Origin of the sequence: Streptomyces lanatus, from assembly GCF_014655715.1 — a bacterium.
GTDB lineage: Bacteria > Actinomycetota > Actinomycetes > Streptomycetales > Streptomycetaceae > Streptomyces > Streptomyces lanatus.
The window spans coordinates 117,232-138,352 of the sequence record NZ_BNBM01000013.1 but is presented as its reverse complement, the minus strand read 5'-3'; the positions used below and the strand labels follow the sequence as shown (position 1 = coordinate 138,352).

Here is a 21,121-nt window from a genome sequence, read left to right as displayed (position 1 = left end):
GAGCGAGGAGCGAACGCACCATGATCCCCCTGTCCTACGCACAACGGCGACTTTGGTTCATCGACCGGTTCGAAGGACCGTCGGCGACGTACAACATCCCGTTCGTGCTGCGGCTGCGCGGGGCGATCGACACCGGTGCGCTCGCCTCGGCGGTCCGGGACGTGGTGGTCAGGCACGAGAGCCTGCGCACCCTCTTCGTCGAGGAGACGGACGGCATGCCCGGCCAGTGGGTCATGCCCGAGGACGAGACGCGGCTCCACGTCCCGGTCGTCGACGCGGCACCCGACGACGTGCCCGCACTCCTCGCCGACGCGGCGGCGCACACCTTCGACCTGGCCACGGAGATCCCGCTGCGGGCCACCCTGCTGCGCCGCGGACCCGAGGACCACGTGCTCGTCCTGGTGGTCCACCACGCCGCCGCCGACGGTGAGTCGATGGCCCCGCTGGCCCGGGACCTCGCCACCGCCTACACGGCCCGGGTCCGCGCCACGGCACCGGAGTGGGACGAACTGCCCGTCCAGTACGGCGACTACACGCTGTGGCAGCGTGAACTCCTCGGCGACACCGAGGACCCCGCCAGCGTGCTCGCCACCCAACTGCGCCACTGGCGGACCGAACTGGCCGACGCCCCCCAGCAGACCCGGCTGCCCACCGACCACCCGCGTCCCGCCCGGGCCAGCCACCGCGGCGACGCGGTCGAGTTCACCGTCACCCCTGAACTGACGGCAGCCGTCACGGAGTTGGCCCAGCGGCGTGGCCTGACCCTGTCGATGGCGATGCAAGCCGCGCTCACCGTCCTGCTGCACCGGCTCGGCGCCGGGGACGACATCACCCTCGGCTCCACCATCGCCGGACGCACCGAAGAGGAACTGACGGACCTGGTCGGCTTCTTCGTCAACACCTGGGTGCTGCGCACGGACCTGTCCGGCAATCCACCGCTGGACCAGGTGCTGGACCAGGTGCGGGACAAGGCCATCGGCGCCTACGAGAACCAGGCCGTGCCCTTCGAACGGCTGGTGGAGGCCCTCAGCCCCGAGCGGTCCACCGCCTACCACCCCTTCTTCCAGGTCATGTTCAGCTGGCAGACCGAGGCCCGGATCGACCTCGAACTCCCCGGCGCGACCGCACAGCTGGAGGCCGTACCCACGGCAACCGCCAAGTTCGACCTGGAGTTCAACCTCACCGCCACCGACGGCGGCATCCGCTGCACCCTGGAATACGCCACCGACCTGTTCGAGCGGTCCACCGTCGAGCGGATGGGCCGGCGCTTCATCCGGGTCCTGGAGCGGCTCGTCGCCGGCCCCGCCACCCGCGTCGGCGACGTCGACGTCCTCGAACCCGCCGAGCGCGCACTCCTCGACCGCTACGCCGGCACCTCCGCGCCGACCCCCGGCGTCACCGTGCCCGGCCTCGTCGAGCGGCAGGTCGCCGCGACCCCGGACGCGCTCGCCGTGGTCTTCGGCACCGAGGAACTCACCTACCGGGAACTCGACGCCCGCGCCGACCGCGTCGCCCACGCGCTGGCCCGGCACGGCGCCGCCCCCGAGACCCTGGTCGGCCTGGCGCTGCCCCGGTCCGCCGACCTGGTCGTGGCCCTGCTCGGCATCCTCAAGTCCGGCGCCGCCTACGTCCCGATCGACCCGCGCTATCCCAGCGCCCGCCTCGACCTCATCCTGTCCCAGGCCCGGCCCTGCCTCGTCCTGACCGACCGGGCCACCGCGAGCGTGCTCCCGGACGACGGCACGCCCCGCCTCCACCTGGACGACATCGACCTGGAGGACGGCCCCGGCGGCGCCCCCGACGTCGCGCCGCGACCGGACAACCTCGCCTACGTCATGTACACCTCGGGCTCCACGGGCACCCCGAAGGGCGTCGCCATCACCCACCACGGCGTCGTCAACGGCGTCACCCGGCTGGCACCGGCGGTCGGCCTCGGCCCGGGCGCTCGGATGCTCGCCGGTACGTCGATCAACTTCGACGTGTCGGTGTTCGAGACCATCACCACCCTGAGCACCGGCGGCACCGTCGAGGTCGTCCGCGACGTCCTCACCCTCGGCGAGCGGGGCGGCTGGACCGGCAGCGTCATCAGCACGGTGCCCTCCGTCTTCAGCGAACTGATCGACGACATCGCAGGGAAGACGACGGTCGACACCCTCGTCTTCGCCGGCGAGGCACTGCCCACCTCACTCGTACGGCGGGTGCGGGACGCCTTCCCCGGGGTGCGGGTCATCAACGCCTACGGGCAGAGCGAGAGCTTCTACGCCTCCGTCTGCGACGTCACCGAACCGGCCGTCCCCGACGTCTCCGGCAGCGCCCCGGTCGGTGTGCCGCTGGCCAACATGCGCGCCTACGTCCTCGGCCCGGGGCTCACCCCCGTGCCGCCCGGTGTGGTCGGCGAGCTGTACGTGGCGGGCGCCGTGGGCCGCGGCTACCTCGGCCAGGCCCCGCTGACCGCGGAGCGCTTCGTCGCCGACCCGTTCGGTCCGCCCGGCGAGCGCATGTACCGCACCGGCGACCTCGCCCGCTGGAACGCCGCCGGACAGCTGGAGTTCGCCGGCCGCGACGACCACCAGATGAAGCTGCGCGGCTTCCGGATCGAGCCCGGCGAGGTCGAGGCCGTACTGACCTCCCACCCCGCGGTCGAGCAGGCCGTCGTCGGCATCCATGGCCGCACCGGCAGCCGGCAACTGGTGGCCCACGTGGTGGCCACGGGAGCGAGCGGCGGCACCGTCGAGAGCCTCGGCGACCTGGCCGTCGACCTGACCGCGGGCGTGTCCGCCGCCGAACTGCGCCGCTACGCCGCCGAACGGCTGCCGGAGTTCATGGTGCCGTCCGCCTTCGTGATGCTCGACCACATGCCGCTCGCACCGAACGGCAAGCTGGACCGCTCCGCCCTCCCCGCCCCCGAGATCATCGCCGAGACCTACCGGGCACCGCGTGCCGCCCACGAGCACGCCCTCGCCGATGTCTTCGCCGATGTCCTCGGCCTCGACCGGGTCGGCGTCGACGACGACTTCTTCGCGGTCGGCGGCGACAGCATCCGCTCCATCCAGGTGGTCTCCCGCGCTCGCGCCCGCGGCATCGAGGTGAGCCCCCGCGAGATCTTCGAGCGCCGGACGGTCGCCGGCCTGGCGGAGCTGGTCGAGGGCCGGGCGGGGACCGGGGAACCGACCGTGCTGGCGGAACTGGACGGTGGCGGCGTCGGGCGGATGCCGCTGCTGCCGATCGGCCACTTCCTGCTGGAGCAGGGCGCCGGGATCGACAGCTTCCCGATGAGTTCGGTGCTGGACCTGCCGTCCGGTATGGACGTGGCGGGCCTGGTGGCGACGTTGGGTGCGGTGCTGGACCGCCATGATGTGCTGCGGTCGCGGCTGACCGATGGTGCGCTGGAGGTGCTGCCGCCGGGGTCGGTCGATGTGCGTCCGTTGCTGCGTATCAGGGATGAACAGGTCGATGTGCAGCGGGAGTTGGACGCAGCGGTCAGCAGGTTGGATCCGGCTGCGGGTGTCATGGCGCAGTTCGTGTGGCTCGCGCCCGGCCGGCTGATCATCGCGCTGCATCACCTGGTCGTGGACGGCGTGTCCTGGCGGATCCTGCTGCCGGACCTGGCCGAGGCATGGAGCCGGGTACGGGAGGGCAAGCAGCCCGAGCTCGCTCCGGTGGCGACGTCGGTGCGGCGCTGGGCCCATGCCCTGGCCGACCAGGCGGTGTCGGAGGAACGGGTCGCCGAACTGCCGTACTGGCAGGGAGTGGTGGAGGGACCGGACCCGCTCCTGGGCGCGCGTGCGCTGGATCCCGCCGTCGACGTCCAGGCAACCGTCGACAGCATCTGGGTGCGGCTGCCCGCGACGGTCACGGAGACGCTGCTGACGGCCGTGCCGGCCGCTTTCCGTGGCGGCGTGAACGACGGGCTGCTCGCGGGGCTGGCGCTGGCGGTGGCCCGATGGCGCCGCGACCAGGGCGTGACCGAACCCTCCACCCTGCTCCGTCTGGAGGGCCACGGGCGTGAGGAGGAGGCCGTCCCGGGCGCCGATCTGTCCCGTACGGTCGGCTGGTTCACCACGATGTTCCCGGTACGCCTGGACACCTCGGGCGCCGACCTGGACGAGGCCTTCGCGGGCGGACCGGCGGCCGCCGCCGTGATCAAGGCCGTCAAGGAGCAGATGCTCGCCATCCCCGACAAGGGCCTGGGCTACGGCCTGCTGCGCTACCTCAACGACGAGACCGGACCGGTCCTCGGCGCCCACTCCACGGGGCAGATCGCCTTCAACTACCTCGGGCACTTTTCCTCCGCCGACCTGCCGGAACACCTGCGCGACCTCGGCTGGAGCCGATCGGCGGCGGCCAGCACCATGCCCGCGCTCGACCCGGCGATGCCCGCACTGGCGGTGCTGGACGTCAACGCCCTCGTCGAGGACGCCGAGGACGGACCGCGACTGAACGCCCGCTTCGCCTTCCCCACCGGCATCCTGACCCGTGAGCAGGCGCAGGAACTGGCCGACGCCTGGTGCGAGGCCCTGAGTGCACTCGCCCAGCATGTCGCCACACCCGGTGCGGGCGGCCTGACGCCGTCCGACGTACCACTGGTGACGGTGGGTCAGGGCGAACTGGCCGCGTGGGAGCGGACGTATCCGGGTCTGCGGGACGTCTGGCCGCTGGCGCCGTTGCAGTCGGGTCTGCTGTTCCACGCGTTGATGGCGGACGCTTCGTTCGACGCGTACCACATGCAGATGGTGTACCACCTGTCCGGCGCGGTGGACCCGCAGCGGATGCGGGCGGCCGGGCAGGCGCTGCTGGACCGGTACGCCTCCCTGCGTACCGCGTTCGTGGCCGACGCCACCGGGGACCACGTCCAGCTCGTCCTGGACCGGGTCGAACTGCCCTGGCAGGACATGGACTTGACGGGGACAGGAGACCAGCAGGCGGCAGTGGATCGCTTCCTCACCGAGGACCGTGCCGCCCACTTCGACCCGGCCCGGCCCCCGTTGCTGCGCCTGGCGCTGATCACCCTCGACGAGGACCGGTCCGAACTGGTCCTGACCGCGCACCACATGCTGTTCGACGGCTGGTCCATGCCGCTGCTGCTCCAGGATCTGCTGCGGCTGTACGGTTCCGGCGGCGACGCCTCCGACCTGCCCCCGGTGCGCGGCTACCGAGACTTCCTGGCCTGGCTGTCGGCGCAGGACCGTGCCGCGGCCGCCGACGTCTGGGCCCGTGAGCTCGACGGTCTCGACGAACCCACCCTCCTCGCCCCCGACGCCACGGCGGAACAGGACGCGGAGGTGGGACAGGTCGATGTCTCGCTGACCGCCGACCTCTCCCGTGCCCTGGCCCGGCGCGCCGCCGAACTCGGCATCACCCTCAGCACCCTGGTGCAGGGCACCTGGGCCGTCGTACTCGGGGCGCTCACCGGCCGCCACGAGGTCGTCTTCGGCGCCACCGTGTCCGGACGGCCGCCCGCGGTCCCCGAAGTCGACTCCATGGTCGGCCTGTTCATCAACACCCTGCCCGTACGCGTCCCGGTGTCGCCGCGGGAATCGCTGGGTCAGATGCTGACCGGGCTGCAGGAGCGGCAGGCCGCCCTGCTGGACCATCACCACCACGGACTGGCCGAGATCCAGCAGTCCATCGGACTGACCGCCCTGTTCGACACCGCCGTGGTCTTCGAGTCCTACCCCGTGGACCGCACCGGTCTGACCGAGGCGCATTCGGCGGCCGGCGTGACCGTCACCGGTATCCGGCCCTACACGGGCAGCCACTATCCGCTGGTGGTCACCGCCGACGCCGACCCGCACCTGCGGCTGGCCCTCCAGTACCAGCACCATGTGTTCGACGCCGAGACGGTGACCGCGATCGCCGCCCGCTACCGGCGCGTGCTGGAGCAACTGGCCGCCGACCCCGACCTGTCGGCCGGGCGGGTCGATGTCCTCGACCCCGCCGAGCGGCGGCACATCCTGACGAGTGGCGGCACGACCGACGCGCCGCTCCCGGTGGCCACCCTGCCCGCCCTGTTCGAGGCGCAGGTGGCCGCCCGCCCCGACGCGATCGCCGTCGAGGACGCCCGGACCACCCTCACCTTCCGCGAACTGGACGAGCGCGCCAACCGGCTCGCCCACCATCTGCGGTCGCTCGGCGCCGGCCCGGAGACCAAGGTCGGCCTGTGCGTCCAGCGCGGCGCGGACCTCGTCATCGGTCTGCTGGCCATCACCAAGGCCGGTGCCGCGTACGTCCCGCTCGACCCGGACTACCCGGCCGACCGGCTGGCGTTCATGCTGCGTGACTCGGGCGTCCGCCTGGTGGTCACCGCACCCCGCGCCCGCGACGGGATCGCCGACGGTGACGCCGTGGTCGTGGACCTCGTCGAGGACCGCGAGGCGATCGACGCCCGGCCCGCGACCGTGCCCGAGCCCCGCCCCCGCACCGGCGACCTGGCCTACATCATCTACACCTCCGGCTCCACCGGTCTGCCCAAGGGCGTCCTCGTCCCGCACACCGGCATCGCCAACCTCGCCGCCGCGCTGGCCGAGCGGCTCGACGTCACACCCGGCAGCCGGGTCCTGCAGTTCGCCTCGGCCAGCTTCGACGGCGCCCTGATGGACATCCTGATGGCCCTGCCCGCCGGGGCGACCGTCGTACTGCCCCCGCACGGCCCCCTTGTCGGTGACGCCCTCCACCGCTTCCTGCGCGAACGCCGAGTCACCCACAGCCTGCTGGTGCCGTCCGTCGTCGCCACGCTCCACCCCGAGGGACTGGAGACCTTCCGCGGGCTCGCCGTGGGCGGCGAGGCGTCCTCCGCCGAACTGGTGGCCCGCTGGGCCCCGGGCCGACGCCTCGTCAACGCGTACGGCCCGACCGAGACCACCGTCGTGGCCACCATGAGCGAGCCGCTCAGCGGGGACAGCGCGCCGCCCATCGGGTCGCCGCTGCCCCACACCCGGGTGTACGTCCTGGACGGTGCCCTGCGACCGGTGCCCGACCTGGTCACCGGCGACCTCTACATCGCGGGGCCGCACCTGGCCCGCGGCTACCACGGGCGGTCCGGGCTGACCGCCGAGCGGTTCGTCGCCGATCCGTACGGCCCGCGCGGCAGCCGCATGTACCGCTCCGGCGACCTGGCCCGGCGCCGGCCCGACGGCACACTGGAATACGCCGGACGCGCCGACGACCAGGTCAAGATCCGTGGCTTCCGGATCGAACTCGGCGAGATCGAGAACGTGCTGGGCTCCCACCCGGACGTCGACCGGGCCGTGGTGATCGCCCGCGAGTCGGCCACGGGCGGGCGGCAGCTCGCGGCGTACGTGGTGCCCGCCGGTGAAGGCCATGAGGACCTGGTCCCGGAGCTGCGCGCACGGGCCGAGGAACGGCTGCCGGCCCACATGGTCCCGCCCGCGTTCGTCGTCCTCGACACGCTGCCCGTGACCGCCAACGGCAAGCTGGACCGCGCCGCACTGCCGGAACCCGAGTTCGGCGGCGCCGGGACACGGCAGCCCCGCACCCCGCAGGAGGAGATCCTGTGCGGGCTCGTCGCCGAGGTGCTGGGCCTGGAGACGGTCGGCGTCGACGACGACTTCTTCGCCCTCGGCGGGCACTCCCTGCTGGCCACGCGACTCGTCAGCCGTATCCGTGGTGTCCTCGGCGCCGACGTGCCCATCCGGCATGTCTTCGAGACGCCCACCGTGGCCCGTCTCGCCCTGCGCCTGGACGGCGGCGCCTCCACCCGCCCGGTCCTGAAGCCGGCCGGACAGCGGCCGGAACCGATCCCGCTGTCGTCCGCACAGCGACGGCTGTGGTTCGTGGACCGCTTCGAGGGACCCTCCGCCACCTACAACGTGCCCGTCGTGCTGCGGCTGGAGGGGACCCTGGACGTCGCCGCGCTGCGAGCGGCCCTGCACGATCTGATCGCCCGGCACGAGAGCCTGCGGACCCTGATCGAGGACGGACCCGACGGTGTGCCCTACCAGCGCGTCCTGCCGACCGACGAGGTCACCGCTGACCTGCCCGTCGTCGACACCGACCCCGGCGACCTGGACACCGCCGTGGCCGACGAACTGGCCCGCCCCTTCGGCCTCGGCGGCGACATCCCGGTCCGGGCACGGCTGCTGCGCTGCGGCCCGGACGACCACACCCTGGTGCTGGTGCTGCACCACATCGCCGGTGACGGCGAGTCGGTCGCACCACTGACCCGGGATCTGGCCACCGCCTACGCCGCCCGCACCGAGGGTGCCGCGCCCGCCGTGCCCGCGCTGCCGGTGCAGTACGTGGACTACACGCTGTGGCAGCGCGATCTCCTCGGCGACGAGGACGACCCCGCCAGCCTGGCCGCCCGGCAGTACGCGTACTGGACGACGGAACTGGCGGGGGTGCCGGAGCCACTGCGGCTGCCCACCGACCGCCCCCGGCCGTCGAACCCCAGCCACCGCGGCGACACCGCGGGCTTCCACATCGACGCCGAACTCGCCGAAGCCGTACGGGAGTTGGCGCGCTCGCGCGGCGCGACGACCTCCATGGTCCTTCAGGCCGCGTTCGCCGTGCTGCTGCGCGACCTGGGAGCGGGCGACGATCTCACGATCGGCTCGCCCATCGCCGGCCGCACCGACGAGGCGCTCTCCGACCTGGTGGGCTTCTTCGTCAACACCTGGGTGCTGCGGGTGCGGATGCCGGACCGGCCCACGTTCGGCCAGGTCGTCGACCAGGTACGGGACAAGGCCCTGGCCGCCTACGACCACCAGGACGTCCCGTTCGAGCGGCTGGTGGAGCTGCTGAACCCCGAGCGGTCCACCGCCTACCACCCGCTGTTCCAGGTGATGTTCGGCTGGCAGCACATGGCCGACGACTTCCGGCTGGGCACCGTACGCGCCCTGCCGCGCGTGGCCGCCACCGGTACGTCGAAGTTCGACCTGTTCCTCACCATGGCCGACGCACCCGACCAGGGCGTGACGGGCTTCCTGGAGTACGCCACCGACCTCTTCGACCGCTCCACGGCCGAAGACCTCATCGGCCGGTTCACGGCGACCCTGCGGGAGCTCGTCACCCGCCCCGAGGCACCCCTCGCCGCGCCCGATCCGGTACGTCCGGACAGCGCGCGGGAGACGACGCTCGGCGGGGTCCGGATCGACCTCGACGCGGTCGAGGCAGCCCTGACCGCGCACCCGGACGTGGCCCGCGCCGTGGCGGACACCCGCGCCGGCCGCGGCGCCGGCCGCCGACTGGTCGGCTATGTCCTGCCGACCTCCGACGCGGCAGACCGTATCGCCGTCGCGGAGCTGCGGGCCTTCGTCGCCGACCGGCTGCCCGAGGACCAGGTCCCGTCCCTGTTCGTGCTCCTCGACACCCTTCCCCTCACCCCCGACGGCGAGCCGGACCTGGCCGCGCTGCCCGAGCCGACGTTCACCGGCGGCGACTACCGGGCTCCCGGCACCGACGGGGAACGGGCCCTCGCCGAGGTGTTCGCCGATGTGCTCGGCCTGGAGCGGGTCGGCGTCGACGACGACTACTTCCTCCTCGGCGGCGACAGCATCCGTTCCATCCAGGTGGTCTCCCGTGCCCGCGCCCACGGCATCGAGATCAAGCCCCGTGACGTCTTCGAGCGCCGCACGGTGGCCGGCCTTGCGGAGCTGGTCGCGGGCCGGGCGGGCACCGGGGACCCGTCGTCCGTCCTCACCGAACTGGACGGCGGCGGGGTGGGGAGCATGCCGCTGCTGCCCATCGCCAGATATCTGCTGGGGCAGGGTTCCGGCAGCGACCGCTTCCCGATGAGCACGGTGCTCGACCTGCCGTCCGACATCGACGAGCCGGGCCTGATCGCCACGTTGGGCGCGGTCCTGGACCGCCATGACGTACTGCGGTCGCGGTTGGGCGACGGCGTACTGGAGGTACTGCCGCCCGGCTCGCTCGACGCGGCCGCACTCCTGCGCGTCACCGACGAACAGGCCGATCTCCAGCGGGAGTTGGACGCCGCGGTGAGCAGGCTCGACCCGGCGGCGGGCGTGATGGCGCAGTTCGTGTGGCTCGCGCCCGGCCGGCTGATCATCGCGCTGCATCACCTGGTCGTGGACGGCGTGTCCTGGCGGATTCTGCTGCCGGACCTGGCGGAGGCCTGGAGCCGCGTACGGGAAGGCAAGCAGCCCGAGCTCGCTCCCGTGGCGACGTCGGTACGGCGCTGGGCGCACGCCCTGGCCGACCAGGCGATGTCGGAGGAGAGGCTCGCCGAACTGCCGTACTGGCAAGGGGTCGTGGACGGCCCGGACCCGCTGCTGGGGGCGCGTGCGCTGGATCCCGCCGTGGATGTGCAGGCGGACGTCGATTCCGTGTGGGTGCGGTTGCCCACGACGGTGACGGAGGCGCTGCTGACGGCGGTGCCGGCGGCTTTCCGTGGCGGCGTGAACGACGGGCTGCTCGCGGGGCTGGCGCTGGCGGTGGCTCGCTGGCGGCGTGCGCGGGGTGTGGGGGAGTCCTCGACCCTGCTGCGGCTGGAGGGACACGGGCGCGAGGAGAGCGCCGTGACCGGCGCCGACCTGTCCCGCACCGTCGGCTGGTTCACCACGATGTTCCCGGTACGCCTGGACACCTCGGGCGCCGATCTCGACGACGCCTTCGCGGGCGGCCCGGCTGCGGGCGCGGTCGTGAAGGCGGTGAAGGAGCAGATGCTCGCCATCCCCGACAAGGGCCTGGGCTACGGCCTGCTGCGCTACCTCAACGACGAGACCGGACCGGCCCTCGCCGCCCACTCCACCGGACAGATCTCCTTCAACTACCTCGGGCACTTCTCCTCAGCCGACCTGCCGGAACACCTGCGCGGTCTCGGCTGGAACCAGTCGACGCAGGTCCATGCACTGCCCACGCTCGACCCGGCCCTGCCCGCACTGGCGGTCCTGGACGTGAACGCCCTCGTCGAGGAAGTGGACGGACAGCCGCAGCTGAGCGCGCGGTTCGCATACCCGACGGGTGTGCTGACGAGTGCGGAGGTGCAGGAACTCGCCGATGCCTGGTGCGAGGCCCTGAGCGCACTCGCCCAGCATGTCGCCACACCCGGTGCGGGCGGCCTGACGCCGTCCGACGTACCCCTGGTGACGGTGGGTCAGGGCGAACTGGCCGCGTGGGAGCGGACGTATCCGGGTCTGCGGGATGTGTGGCCGCTGGCGCCGTTGCAGTCGGGTCTGCTGTTCCACGCGTTGATGGCGGACGCTTCGTTCGACGCGTACCACATGCAGATGGTGTACCACCTGTCCGGCGCGGTGGACCCGCAGCGGATGCGGGCGGCCGGGCAGGCGCTGCTGGACCGATATGCCTCGCTGCGGACCGCGTTCGTGGCCGACGCCACCGGGGACCACGTCCAGCTCGTCCTCGACGAAGTCGAACTGCCGTGGCAGGACATGGACTTCACAGAGGTGGGGGAGCAGCGGGAAGCGGTCGATCGTTTCCTGGCCGAGGACCGTGCCGCCCACTTCGACCCGGCCCGGCCCCCGTTGCTGCGCCTGGCGCTGATCACCCTGGACGAGGACCGGTCCGAGCTGGTCCTGACCGCGCACCATGTGCTGTTCGACGGCTGGTCCATGCCGCTCCTGCTCCAGGACCTGCTGCTTCTGTACGGCTCGGGCGGCGACGCCTCCGACCTGCCCGCCGTGCGTGGCTACCGCGACTTCCTGGCCTGGCTCTCGGACCAGGATCCCAGTGCGGCCGCCGACGCCTGGGCCCGTGAGCTCGACGGTCTCGACGAACCCACCCTGCTCGCCCCCGACGCCGAGGCGGGCGGCACCGGGCAGGTCGAGGTCCCGCTGTCCGCGGACGTCGTCGCAGGGCTCGCCCGGTGCGCCGCCGAAGCCGGCGTGACGATGAACACCCTTGTGCAGGGTGCGTGGGCCGTGCTGCTGAGCCAGTTGGCGGGACGCCAGGACGTGGTGTTCGGAGCGACCGTGTCGGGCCGGCCGCCCGCGCTGCCGGGCGCCGACTCGATCGTGGGCCTGTTCATCAACACCCTGCCCGTACGCGTCCGGTTGTCGCCCTGGGAGTCCCTGCGGCAGATGCTGACCGCACTCCAGGAGCGGCAGACCGCCCTGCTGGACCATCACCACCACTCACTGGCCGACATCCAGCGGTCCACGGGGCTGCCCGCCCTCTTCGACACCGCCGTCGTCTTCGAGTCCTACCCCGTGGACCAGGAGGGGCTCAGCGACGCCCGGGACGCCACCGGCTTCGCCATCGACGGGTTCGACTCCACGAGCGGCACCCACTACCCGCTGGGCGTGTCCGCGACGCTCGCCCCGGATCTGCGCGTGGACGTGCACTACCGGCACGGCGCGTTTGACGAGGTCGCGGCGCACGACATCGCGGCCCGTCTCGCCCGCACCCTGGAGCGGTTCGCGGCCGATCCCGACCTGCCGGTCGGACGCCTGGACGCACGGGGGCCGGTCGAGTCCGCGGCTCCCACGGTCACACCCGTGGCCGGTGGCACGGTCGCCGAGCAGTTCGCCCGGCAGGCCGCGGCCACACCGGACGCACCGGCGGTCATCAGTGCCGAGGAGACCCTGACCTACCGCGAACTCGACGCCCGCGCCGGGCGGTTGGCCGGTGAACTCGTCCGGCGTGGCGTCCGGCGCGGCTCCGTGGTGGCCGTGGCGCTGCGGCGGTCGCCCGGCATGGTCGTGGCCCTGCTGGCCGTGCTTCGAGCTGGCGGCGCCTATCTGCCCGTCGACGCCGCCTACCCGGCCGACCGGATCGCCTACATGCTGGACGACTCCGGTGCCCGACTCGCGGTGACCGATGACACGACGGCCCCCGCCCTGTCCGCGGCGGACATCGACACCCTCCGCTACGACACCCTGTCGGCGCCCGCCCCCGAACCGCTCGACGTGCCCGGCACCTTGGACGATCTCGCCTACGTCATCTACACCTCCGGTTCGACGGGCACGCCGAAGGGCGTCGAGGTCACCCACCGGGGCGTGGCGAGCCTGGTCACCGCCCATGTGCGGCGCATGGGGATCACTGCGGGCAGCCGGATGCTGCAACTGGCCTCGCCGAGCTTCGACGTGTCGCTGTGCGAGCTGTTCACGGCGCTGCTGTCGGGCGCGAGCGCGGTCCTCGCCGACACCGAACGGCTGGCCCCCGGCACCCCGCTCGCGGAGACCATCGACGAACACGGCGTGACCCACGTGATGATGACGCCGTCGATGCTCACGACCCTGCCGCACGACGCGCTCACCGGCGTGGAATGCCTGGTGGTCGGCGGCGAGTCGACATCGGCGGAACTGATCGCCCAGTGGTCCGCGGACCGGCGCATGCTGAACGTCTACGGCCCGACCGAGTCGACGGTGTGCGCCACCATGGGCGAACCGCTGACCGGCGACGGCTCCACCCTCACCATCGGCCGGCCCATCGAGAACACCCGCGCCCATGTGCTCGACGCGGCACTGCGCCCGGTCCCGCCCGGTGTGACCGGCGACCTGTACCTCTCCGGTGCGGGCCTGGCCCGTGGCTACGCGGGGCGGCCCGGCATGACCGCCGACCGCTTCGTCGCCTCACCGTTCGGAGGACCGGGCGAGCGGATGTACCGCACGGGCGACCTCGCCGCGTGGACGCAGGACGGCGAGCTGGTGTTCCGCGGGCGTGCCGACGACCAGGTGAAGGTCCGCGGCTTCCGCGTCGAACTCGGCGAGGTCGAGGCCGCGCTGCGCGCCCATCCCGCCGTGGCGCAGGCCGTCGTCGTGGTCGACGGCCGGCGGCTCGCCGCGTATGTCGTGCCGGGCCCGGACGGTGCCGAACCGGACGCGCTGCGCGAGCATCTGCGCGCACGGCTGCCGGAGCACATGATGCCCGCGGTGATCACCCCGATCGAGTCGGTGCCGCTGACCGCCAGCGGCAAGCTGGACCGGGCCGCGCTGCCCGCCCCCGACCGGGCGAGGGCCGCCGTGGGCCGGGCCCCGCGCACCCCGCGCGAGACGATTCTGTGCGGGCTGTTCGCCGAGGTGCTCGGGCTCGGCCGGGTGGGCATCGACGACGGATTCTTCGCCCTGGGCGGGCACTCCCTGCTGGCCGCCCGACTGGCCGGCCGGATCCGCGTGGTGCTCGGCGTGGACCTGCCGCTCCGGCTGCTGTTCGAGGCGCCCACGGTCGCCGAACTCCTCGTGCACATGGACGCGGACGGCGGCCCGGACGAGTCCATCGACCCGTACGCCCCGGTGCTGACCGTCAAGAAGGACGGCGACCGCGAGCCGCTGTGGCTGTTCCACCCCGGCGGCGGCCTGTGCTGGCCGTACTTCGGGTTCGGCCAACTGCTGCCCGAGGACCGCCCGGTGTACGGCATCCAGGCGGCCGGCCTCGACGGCACCACGCCGCTGCCCGGCTCCATGGAGGAGATCGTCACCGACTACACCGACCGGGTGCTGGCCCGCCAGCCGGAGGGGCCCTACCATCTGCTGGGCCACTCCACCGGCGGCACCCTCGCGCACGCCGTGGCGGCCGAACTGCAGCGCCGGGGACACGAGGTGGGGCTGCTCGCCCTGCTGGACAGTGTGCCCAGCGACCATCTCGCGGGGCATGCGGCGCCCGCCGAGAGCGAGGTCCGCGACTACTTCGCCGCGCATCTGGCCGGTGCGCAGGACACCGCGGACCACCGTGGCTTCATCGACCGCGCGGTCGGCGTCGGCCTCAACTTCGTCGCACTCATGAGGCAGTACGCCGCCCCGGTCTACCGCGGCGACGCGCTGTTCTTCAACGCCGTACCGAAACCGGAGGGTTCGTTCGCGGACCTGTGGCAGCCGTACATCCAGGGTGCCGTGCACGGGCACGACATCCACAGCGCCCACGAGGACATGTACCTGCCGCGCCCGGCCACCGAAATCTGCACGCTCATCAGCCAGGACCTGGCCGGAAGTTGAGGGGACAACTCTGTGGACGCCAACTCTGTGGATCACAACTCTGTGGACACCAAGGAATCCGAGCCGCGCGCACCGGAGACGGAGACGTACGACGTGGTCGGCATCGGCTTCGGGCCCTCCAACCTGTCGCTCGCGATCGCGCTGGAGGAGGGACCGGAACCGGTGACGGCCAGGTTCTTCGAGCGCCAGCCGTCGCTGCGCTGGCACCAGGGCATGCTGATGCCGTCCGCGAAGATGCAGGTCTCCTTCCTCAAGGACCTCGCCACCTTCCGGAACCCGACCTCGGCCTTCTCCTTCGTGGCCTATCTGCACGACACCGGCCGGCTGGCGCAGTTCGTCAACAACTGCGACTTCTTCCCGACCCGGCGCGAGTTCCACTCCTACCTGGAGTGGGCCGAGTCCAAGGTGCGCCACCGTGTCTCGTACGGCACGGAGGTCAGCGCCATCGAGCCGGTGACGGACCCCGGCACCGGCGCCGTGGACCGGCTGCGCGTCGTGCTGCGTGACGAGGCCGGCACGCGCCAGGTCGAGGCACGCAACGTCGTCGTCTCCACCGGCCTGGTCCCGAGGATGCCGGTCGGCCTGGAACGCGACGAGCACGTCTGGCACAGCTCGGCCTTCCTGCACAACTTCCGCGCCTGGAAGAAGGGCGGGCTGAAGCGGGTGGCCGTCGTCGGCGCGGGCCAGAGCGCCGCCGAGATCGTCCGGTTCCTGTACGACACGGTGCCCGACGCGACGGTGCACGCCATCCTCCCGTCGTACGGGTACGCCATCGCGGACAACACCCCCTTCGCCAACGAGGTGTTCGACCCGGCGGCCGTCGACGACTTCTACCGCGGCACCCAGCGCGCCAAGGACGCCATCTGGCGCTACCACAAGAACACCAACTACTCGGTCGTGGACGACGAGGTGATCCGCGACCTGTACCGGCGGGCCAGCGACGACGAGACCGAGGGCCGGCAGCGGCTGCGGTTCGCGCGGCTGTCCCGGGTCGTCGACGCCAAACGGGTCGCCCAGCACACCCGTGTCACCGTCCACTCGCTGATCGACGACGACACCTACGACCTCGACGTCGACGTCCTGGTGTGCGCCACCGGATACGACCCGATGGACCCCGCCGGAATCCTGACCGGCCTCGAAGGCCGTCTGAGCCAGGACGACGACGGCCGCTACCGCATCGCCCGCGACTACCGCCTGCTCGGTGCGGACGACCTCACCTGCGGCATCTATCTGCAGGGCGGCGCGGAGCACACCCACGGACTGTCGTCGTCGCTGCTGTCCAACATCGCCGTACGCAGCGGCGAGATCGCGCACTCGATCGTGACCGGGCGCACCGCCGCCCAGGAAAGGGGAGTTCCCGCATGAGCACCAACCCGTTCGACGACGCCGAAGGCCGCTTCCACGTCCTCGTCAACGACGAGGGACAGCACTCGCTGTGGCCCACGTTCGCCGAGGTGCCGGACGGCTGGCGCGTCGTGCTGCGCGACGAGAGCCGCGAGAAGGCCCTCGCCCACGTCGAGGAGAACTGGACCGACATGCGTCCGCGCTCACTGCGCGAGGCGATGGCCGCCGACCAGGCATCGTAAGGAGAACGACCGCAATGACATCTCTCGCCGATCGGTGGGGCATCCACCCGGAGCACTTCTGGCTCTACGGACGTAGACCCGAACAACAGGTCACGTACGACGAGCAGATGGACGCCTACATCGTCTACGGCTACCCGGAGGCCGTCGAGATCCTCAGCGACCCGGGCACCTTCTCGTCCGAGACCTCCAGCCTGGTGCCGATGGGCGTCGACGAGTCGTTCACCGAGGGCGACCTGCTGCAGACCGACCCGCCGGACCACCGTGAGCTGCGCAAGCTGGTCAGCCATGCCTTCACCCCGAAGGTGGTCGCCGACCTCGAACCGCGGATCACCGCACTCACCCACGAACTGCTCGACGCGATCGAGGGGGAGGAGAGGTTCGACCTGATGGCGAGCCTCGCCTATCCGCTGCCGGTGACCGTGGTCGCCGAACTGCTGAGCATCCCCCGCGCCGACCAGCATCTGGTGGAGAAGTGGATGCGGGGCATGACCGAGAGCCTCGGCGATCTGTCGATGTCCGACGACGTCGAGGAACAGGAGCGCGTCTTCGCCGAATCCATGGGCCCGATGCGGGAGATGCTGGAGTACCTGCGCGAGCACACCGCGCAGAGCCGCCTGCGGACCCGCCAGGACGACCTGATGGGACGGCTCATCGAGGCCGAGGTGGGCGGGCAGCGGCTGACGGACAACCACATCGTCAACTTCGGCAAGATGCTGCTGATCGCGGGCTATCTGACGACGACCATGCTGATCGGCAACACCGTGATGTGCCTCGACCACTACGCCGACCAGGCGGTGCGGGTGCGCGGCGACCGCACGCTGGTGCCGAGCCTGCTGGAGGAGTCGATGCGCTACCTCAGCCCCGTCGCCGCCACCTACCGGGCCACCACCCGTGAGGTGGAGGTCGCCGGGCAGCGCATGGAGAAGGGCAAGATGGTGCTGGTCTGGTACGGCTCCGCCAACCGCGACCCGCGCCAGTTCACCGACCCGCACTCCTTCGACGCCGGCCGCACCCCCAACAAGCACCTCGGCTTCGGCCGCGGCATCCACTTCTGCCTGGGCGCGCCACTGGCCCGGATGGAGGGCAGGGTCGCCATGAACCTGCTGTTCGACCGCTACGCGGAGCTGCGCACGGACCCGGACGCCGCGCCCAAGTTCTCGCTCGGCTTCGACACGACGGGGGTGAACAGTCTGCCGGTGCGCGTCGTACCGGCCTGAGACCGGCCGGCTCCCTGGGCCGGTCACGGTAGCGCCGTGATGGCGCAATCGATGACCGGCGGTAGGTGCAGGTCGTGAGGCGGCGCCTTGTGGGTGGCGCCATATGTGTGCCACGATAGCGCCATGAAGTTGACGCCGTATGTCGACAACCTCCGCCGCGAGTTCCTCGCCACGGCGGCGGCGACAGGTGAGGAGCCGCACGCTCTCGCGGAGCGGTTGCTCGCCTCGCTCGACGCGTCCGTCCGGCTGACCCTCCTGGAGGTGCTGTCGGCGGCCACGGACGAGATCTCCCGGGAGTTCGCCCCGGGATCGGTCGACATCCGGCTGCAGGGCCTGGACCCGAGCTTCGTGGTGACTCAGGCACCCGCCGAAGCCGTCCCCGAGGACATGCCTGCCCCGTCCGCCACGGATCCGCAGGGCGAGGGCGTTCCGGCACGCATCAACTTCCGCGTGCCCGGCCCGCTCAAGACCCGGATCGAAGAGGCGGCGAGGCAGAGCGGACTCTCGGTCAACGCCTGGCTCGTACGGGCCGTCAACGACACACTGCACACCGCCCCGAGTCACCCGCAGCGGCGCCCGTCGTCCGGGCAGCGGCATGTCACGGGTTGGGTGCGGTAGGCGGCGCGACCGCACCAGTTGACCAGGGAGCTCCGGCATGGCCACGTACGACACCCCCGAACCGATCTCGGTCCGGATCGAGATCAGCGCGGGCGAGGTGCAGCTCATCGCGGGCAAACGCGTCGACACCGTCGTGGAGATCCGGCCCGCGGACGACGGCAACCCCGCCGACGTACGGGCCGCCGAGCAGACCCGGGTGGACTTCGGCCGCGGCAAGCTGACGGTCAAGGGGCCCTCGCCGCGCCGCGGTTCGGGCGGCCCGCAGTCCGCAGGATCGATCGACGTGACCGTGCAGCTGCCCGCGGGCTCGCAGCTGCGGGGCAGCATCGGCTGGGGGACGGTGCGCTCCACCGGACAGCTCGGCGAATGCCGGTTCAACGCCGCCGAGGGCGACATCCGCCTCGACCGGACGGGGCCGGTGCGCCTGGCCACGTCCCGCGGGGAGATCACCGTGGCCGGCGTCGAGGGCCACGCCAAGATCGCGAACGGCTCCGGTGCGATCCGGGCCGACGAGATCCATGGCACCGCCGAGATCGGCAACGACATGGGGGAGACCTGGATCGGCGAGATCACCGGCAGCGCCAAACTGACCGGCATGACCGGCGACTTCCAGGTCGACCGGGCGCACGACGGCGTCCAGGTCAAGACGGCCCACGGCACCGTCCGGCTCGCCGAGGTCAGGCGTGGCTCGGTGCAGGTCACCGCCGCCTCCGCGGAGATCGAGATCGGTATCCGCGAGGGCAGCGCGGCCAAGCTCGACGTCAGCACCGTGGCCGGCAGTGTGCACAGCCGGCTGGAAGAGGTCGCGGGTCCCGCCGACAACGACGACGTCGTGTCGGTGCGTGCCCGCACCTTCGACGGGGACATCGTCGTCCGTCGCGCCTGGTGACCACCAGGTAGATCCCCGCGGGCTGCCGAGCCGCGGTCCGGAGCGTATCCCCCGGCGCTCTCCGGACCGCACCTCCCATCCGCACGCCCGGACGGGCGTGCGCGTCTGAAGACTGGGGAATCAACCATGACAGCGCGCGAAGAGGCCGTACTCGATGTCGAGGGCTTGCGCATGCGCTACGGCAGCACGGAAGTCCTGCGCGATGTGACCCTGCGGGTGCACCACGGCGAAGTGGTCTGCCTCCTGGGCCCGAACGGCGCCGGCAAGACGACGACCCTGGAGATCCTGGAAGGCTTCCGTATGCGGTCGGCCGGCCGGGTCGAGGTCCTCGGCACCGACCCGGCACACGCCGACGAGCGGTGGCGGGCCCGGATCGGGGTCGTCCTGCAATCGTGGCGCGACCACGGCCGGTGGCGGGTCCGTGAACTGCTCACCCACCTCGGCCGCTACTACGCCCCCTACAGCAGCGGTGAGATCAGCCGCCCCTGGGACGCCGACGAGCTCATCGCGGCCGTCGGCCTGACACCGCACGCCCAGAAGAAGGTACGGATGCTGTCCGGCGGGCAGCGCCGCAGGCTGGACGTGGCCATCGGCCTCGTCGGCCGCCCCGAGCTGCTGTTCCTCGACGAGCCGACCGCCGGCCTCGACCCGGTGGCCCGGCGAGAGTTCCACGAACTGGTGGAGGGCCTCGCCGCCCAGCGGCACACCACGATCGTGCTCACCACCCACGACCTGTCCGAGGCCGAGAAGCTCGCCAACCGCATCATGGTGCTCGACGGCGGCCGCATCATCGCCGACGGCACCGCGGCGGACCTGGCCCGCCGGATCGCCGGCGAGGACCAGGTGCGGTGGACCCTGGAGGGCCGCCGCCACGAGCACACCACCACGGAGTCCACCCGGTTCGTCCGTGAGCTCTTCGAGCGGCACGGCGATGGCATCAGTGATCTCGAAGTCCGCCGGGCCTCACTCGAGGACACCTATCTCACCCTGGTGCGCCGTGCCGAGTCCGGCGAGAGCACCGACGCCCACGCGGCGGAATCCGACAACGAGTCGTACGAGGTGGTCCGATGAGCCCGACCATGAGCGCGCTGCGGGCCGGCTGGTCCAGCGGACTGATCGAACTGCGGCAGTCCCTCACCAACGCCGGTGACCTCCTCAACCACTTCCTGTGGCCCGTACTGATGCTGCTCGTCACCTACTTCGTACGGGACGTCTCCTTCGGCGACACCGGCTTCGACCTCGGCACACTCGTCCTCCCCAGCATTCTCGGCATGAACTCCGCGATGGCCATGATCACCATGAGCCAGCTGCTGACGATGGAACGCGAGGACGGCACCCTGCTGCGCGCGAAGGCCACGCCGAACGGAGTCGCCGGCTATCTCACCGGCAAGATCGTCTTCGTCACGCTGGGGCTGATCGTCGACCTCGCGATCTTCCTGATCCCGGGCCTGCTGATCGTCCCCGGGCTCTCGATCGGCAGCGCGGACGCCTGGCTGACGCTGCTGTGGGTGCTGGCCCTGGGACTGATCGCCACCCTGCCGATCGGGGCGGTGCTGGGCTCGGCGTTCACCAGCACCCGCAGCCAGGGGCTGATCATGATGCCGATGATGGCCATGATCGCCAGTTCCGGCATCTTCTACCCGGTCTCCTCGCTGCCGGACTGGGTGCAGGTGATCGCCCAGATCTTCCCCGTCTACTGGCTCGGCCTCGGCATGCGCTCGGCGCTGCTGCCGGACAGTGCGGTGGCCGTCGAGATCGGCGAGTCCTGGCGCCATCTGGAGACCGTGGCCGTGCTCGGCGCCTGGGCCGTGCTCGGCCTGGCCATCGCCCCGTTCGTGCTGCGCCGTATGGCCCGCCGGGAGTCGGGGTCCACGGTCGCGGAGCGGCGCGAGAAGGCGCTGCAGCGGGTCGGCTGAGCGAGCGGGCCCTGGCGGGGAG

The 21,121-nt window shown here is 71.9% G+C and carries 8 protein-coding genes; all 8 read left to right on the top strand.

Translation table 11 applies throughout. The features are described 5' to 3' along the window. Window positions 1-20: 20 nt before the first annotated feature. Window positions 21-14,873 carry a non-ribosomal peptide synthetase gene (locus tag IE325_RS29950; RefSeq protein WP_190073213.1) on the top strand — a complete coding sequence of 4,951 codons (14,853 nt, stop codon included), beginning with the start codon at window positions 21-23 and terminating at the stop codon, window positions 14,871-14,873. 42 nt (window positions 14,874-14,915) lie between these two features. Beyond that, entirely contained in the window at window positions 14,916-16,238 is a 1,323-nt protein-coding gene (locus tag IE325_RS29945) for a lysine N(6)-hydroxylase/L-ornithine N(5)-oxygenase family protein (RefSeq protein ID WP_190073212.1), read from the top strand. Then, on the top strand, window positions 16,235-16,459 hold the full coding sequence (locus tag IE325_RS29940; RefSeq protein ID WP_190073211.1) for an MbtH family protein: 225 nt from the start codon (window positions 16,235-16,237) through the stop codon (window positions 16,457-16,459). Before IE325_RS29945 ends, IE325_RS29940 begins: the two co-directional genes overlap by 4 nt. A 14-nt stretch (window positions 16,460-16,473) precedes the next feature. Further along, entirely contained in the window at window positions 16,474-17,676 is a 1,203-nt protein-coding gene (locus IE325_RS29935; protein WP_190073210.1) for a cytochrome P450, read from the top strand. A gap of 123 nt (window positions 17,677-17,799) precedes the next feature. Then, window positions 17,800-18,294 carry a hypothetical protein gene (locus tag IE325_RS29930; protein WP_190073209.1) on the top strand — a complete coding sequence of 165 codons (495 nt, stop codon included), beginning with the start codon at window positions 17,800-17,802 and terminating at the stop codon, window positions 18,292-18,294. A gap of 37 nt (window positions 18,295-18,331) precedes the next feature. Further along, the gene (locus IE325_RS29925; protein WP_190073208.1) at window positions 18,332-19,183 is read left to right on the top strand and encodes a DUF4097 family beta strand repeat-containing protein; all 852 of its coding nucleotides are present in this window, start codon (window positions 18,332-18,334) and stop codon (window positions 19,181-19,183) included. Window positions 19,184-19,309: 126 nt separating this feature from the next. Next, the gene (locus IE325_RS29920; protein ID WP_190073207.1) at window positions 19,310-20,254 is read left to right on the top strand and encodes an ABC transporter ATP-binding protein; all 945 of its coding nucleotides are present in this window, start codon (window positions 19,310-19,312) and stop codon (window positions 20,252-20,254) included. Beyond that, a complete protein-coding gene (locus IE325_RS29915) occupies window positions 20,251-21,099 on the top strand; it encodes an ABC transporter permease (protein WP_229912112.1) in 849 nt (282 codons plus the stop codon). Before IE325_RS29920 ends, IE325_RS29915 begins: the two co-directional genes overlap by 4 nt. Window positions 21,100-21,121 lie beyond the last annotated feature (22 nt).